At 54.8% G+C, this 3789-nt stretch carries 3 protein-coding genes; all 3 read left to right on the forward strand.

Annotation, left to right across the window (positions count from 1 at the left end):
* Positions 1-202: 202 nt before the first annotated feature.
* Positions 203-1456, forward strand: a complete 1254-nt coding sequence (locus Q0294_RS07135; protein ID WP_299462519.1) for a PQQ-binding-like beta-propeller repeat protein — start codon at positions 203-205, stop codon at positions 1454-1456.
* A gap of 9 nt (positions 1457-1465) precedes the next feature.
* The gene (locus tag Q0294_RS07140; protein ID WP_299462522.1) at positions 1466-2959 is read left to right on the forward strand and encodes a deoxyribodipyrimidine photolyase; all 1494 of its coding nucleotides are present in this window, start codon (positions 1466-1468) and stop codon (positions 2957-2959) included.
* A 50-nt stretch (positions 2960-3009) separates the two neighbouring features.
* Positions 3010-3789 (forward strand): class I SAM-dependent methyltransferase (locus tag Q0294_RS07145; protein ID WP_299462525.1); only part of this gene is annotated, 780 nt, incomplete at its 3' end.

Here is a 3789-nt window from a genome sequence, read left to right on the forward strand (position 1 = left end):
TCTCAAATTTTCAGTTTCGTGCCAGGATTTCCCACTTTAAAAAATCGTTCGTTTACTATAACTAGATGTAACCATCTGAAACAGGAACAATCAGAAATACATTTAAGATCACTGATCTTTCATAGCATTTTAAAACATCACTTTAATAATCTCCTGATATAATCATTCGGCTCCGTTCTTCAACAGCCAGAAAGAAGGAAAAATGAGTTTTCGATCTTATTTGCGCGGCGCATGTTTCATGCTGTTGATGGGACTTTGCGCTCCTGCTTTATCCGGAGATGATTTGACACTTGATTCCTGGCCACAATGGCGCGGACCGAATCGAGACGGTTCACTCACCGGAACAAAACTGCCCGATAGTATCGCGGAAAATCGCCTGAAACAAATCTGGCGTGTCGAACTGGGGCCGAGTTATTCGGGCCCCATCGTCAGTTCAGATCGTGTCTTTGTCACCGAAACCCGGGATAACAAAACCGAAGTCGTTCGCGCGCTCGATCGAAAAACCGGTACTGAGCTGTGGAAGCAGGCATGGCCGGGCGAGTTAGCGGTCCCCTTTTTTGCCAAGGCCAACGGAGACTGGATTCGCGCCACGCCTGCGTTTGACGGCGAGCGGCTGTACGTTGCCGGTATGCGTGATGTACTGGTTTGTCTGGATGCTGCGTCGGGAAAGGAACTCTGGCGGCTCGACTTCGTCCAGAAACTCGGAACCGTTCCCCCCACATTCGGGTTCGCTTCCTCCCCCCTGGTTCTCGGTGACTCGGTATTTGTGCAGGCAGGCGGCGGATTATGTAAGGTCGATAAACGAAGTGGCGAGATCCAATGGCGCGTGCTGGACGATGGAGGCGGCATGTCGGGCAGTGCTTTCTCTTCACCGTACTTCGCCACTCTGAACGGCGTGCCGCAAATTCTCGTACAGACCCGTACCGTCCTCGCAGGCGTAAATCCCGACGATGGCACGCTCTTTTGGAAAAAAGAAATCCCCGCCTTTCGAGGAATGAATATTCTAACGCCCACCGTTTACAATAACTCGGTCTTCACCAGCAGCTATGGCGGCGGCTCGTTTCTGTTTGCGACGACAAAAGACGAATCGGGGTGGAGCCTGAAAGAGTCCTGGACCAGTAAAGCCCAGGCTTACATGTCGTCGCCGATTGTGATCAAAGGCAACCTCTATCTGCATCTGCGCAATCAACGCTTTACCTGTCTGAATCTCGAAACGGGCAAAGAACGTTGGACGACCACTCCCTTCGGCAAATACTGGAGCATGGTCACAGACGGCGAAAAGATTCTGGCGCTGGATCAAAACGGCGAGCTGCTGTTGATCCGGGCCAACCCTGATAAATTTGACGTCATCGACCGCCGCAAAATCGCCGATGATGCCTGGGCTCATATCGCAGTCAGTGGCAACGAAGTTTTCATTCGTGACTTAAATCACCTGACCGTTTATCGCTGGGAATGACCTGACTCTATGAACGTTCCGGAAATCAGAATTCGCCCGCTCAACGAATGCCCGATTCGGGGAGACGGCGAGTATGTACTGTATTGGATGGTCGCCCATCGTCGCACGCGCTCGAATTTCAGTTTGCAGCGGGCCGTCGAACTTTCTCAAGCTGTGAAAAAACCGCTGCTGGTCTTCGAGGCACTGCGTTGTGGTTATGAGTGGGCCAGCGACCGTCTGCACCGGTTTGTCTTACAGGGTATGGCTGCGAATCAGGAGAGCCTGAAGAATTCTCCAGCGAGTTATTACGGTTACGTGGAACCTGAACCCGGCCAGGGCACAGGACTGCTGGAGGCCCTGGCTGCGAAAGCATGCGCGGTCATCACCGATGATTTTCCCTGCTTCTTCATTCCGCGGATGCTGCAGCACGTTGCTCCTCGTCTGTCTGTCACTTTGGAAGCCGTCGATTCCAACGGCCTGTTACCAATGCGGGCGGCGTCCCAGATTTACCCGACCGCTTACGCGTTTCGCCGGTTCCTGCACAAAGAACTGCCGGGCCATTTACTGCAGACACCGCACGCCAACCCGTTCGCACGCGTCAAACTGCCCGAATTGAAACGTCTGCCGCCGGAAATTTGCGCGCACTGGCCGATGGCATCGGCAACCATGCTGCAGGCGACACCCGAAGTGCTCGCGACGTTGCCGATCGACCATAGCGTGGGACCTGCTGTCTTTGATGGCGGAACCAACGCCGCAAAAAAAACATTGAACCGGTTTCTCGAAAAACGCTTTGATCGCTACTTTGAAGAACGGAACCTGCCTGAAGAAGATGTGACGAGCGGCTTCTCCCCGTATCTGCATTTTGGTCACATCGGGGCTCATGAAATATTTGACCGCATCGCCCACCGCGAACACTGGTCGGTCGAGAAAGTCTTCGATCAGAAAGCAACGGGCAAACGGGCCGGCTGGTGGGGGATGAGCGAAACCGCCGAAGCGTTTCTCGATCAGCTGATCACCTGGCGCGAACTGGGTTATAACATGTGCTGGCAGCGTGATGATTACGACCAGTATGAATCGCTGCCCGACTGGGCGCAAACCACACTCGCAAAGCACGCCCGCGATCCGCGCGACCCCTGTTACACGCGGGAAGAATTCGAACAGGCGACGACACACGATGAGTTATGGAACGCCGCCCAGAGACAGCTCGTCACCGAAGGCCGCATGCATAACTACATGCGGATGCTGTGGGGCAAAAAAATTCTGCAGTGGTCCGCCTCCCCGCAAGAGGCGCTGCAGACGATGATTCACCTCAACAACAAATACGCCGTCGATGGTCGCAACCCGAATTCCTACAGCGGCATCTTCTGGTGTCTCGGCCGCTACGATCGCGCCTGGGGACCGGAACGCCCCATCTTCGGAAAAATCCGCTACATGTGCAGCAAAAACACCGCCAGAAAGTTCAGCGTGAAGGGTTATCTCGAACGCTTCAGCAGGGAATCGCGCCAGGGACAGTTGTTCGATTGATCTCTCGCACACAGTCAGTAAACTGTCTTTAACAATAAAGATTGTTGCCTGTGATCAAACTTGTCGAGCTGCTTTCCATTTGGAGTCAGTTGGTGACCAGAGACCTTTTCCGGGGAACCGTTCCCTACTACATTCGCTACCGCGTTCCTTACCCGGACCCACTGCTCACGCAGATCCTGGAGCGCGCCGGCGTTTCCGGTCAGGGACACCTGCTGGACCTGGGCTGCGGAACCGGGGAACTTGCACTACGGCTCGCGCCTTCATTTCGTGAAACCATCGCCGTTGACCCGGACCAGGAAATGTTAGCCGCCGCGAAACAGATTTTACACGAGCTCAAAATCCCCAATATCCAGTGGCGCAATCAACGTGCCGAACAGTTTTCCGCAGACGCGGATTCATTCGAGTTGGTGACGATCGGCGCCGCCTTTCATTGGATGGATCGACCCGCCATCGCAGAGCGTGTGCGCGATTGGCTGCAGCCAGGGCAACCGCTGGTGGTCCTGGGTTATACCAGCATCTGGAGCGGCACCGCCGACTGGCAGTTCCTCGTGCGCAGCGTCATCCAAAAATGGCTGGGCGAAAAACGGCGCGCCGGTTCGGGCGAATATAACGACAGGCTCGAACCGCACGAACTGGTACTGATCCAAGCCCGTTATACGCTGGAGGAAATTGAATACCAGCAGCCCCATACCTGGAGACTCGACGAGCTGGTCGGCAATCTGTATTCGACCTCGTTCGCCTCCCCCGCTGTTCTGGGAGAGAGGCAACCCGCGTTCGAAGCCGACCTGCGCAAAACACTGCTCGAATACGACAGTAGCGGCATCTATCCC

The sequence above is a fragment of the uncultured Gimesia sp. genome (assembly GCF_937919775.1).
GTDB lineage: Bacteria > Planctomycetota > Planctomycetia > Planctomycetales > Planctomycetaceae > Gimesia.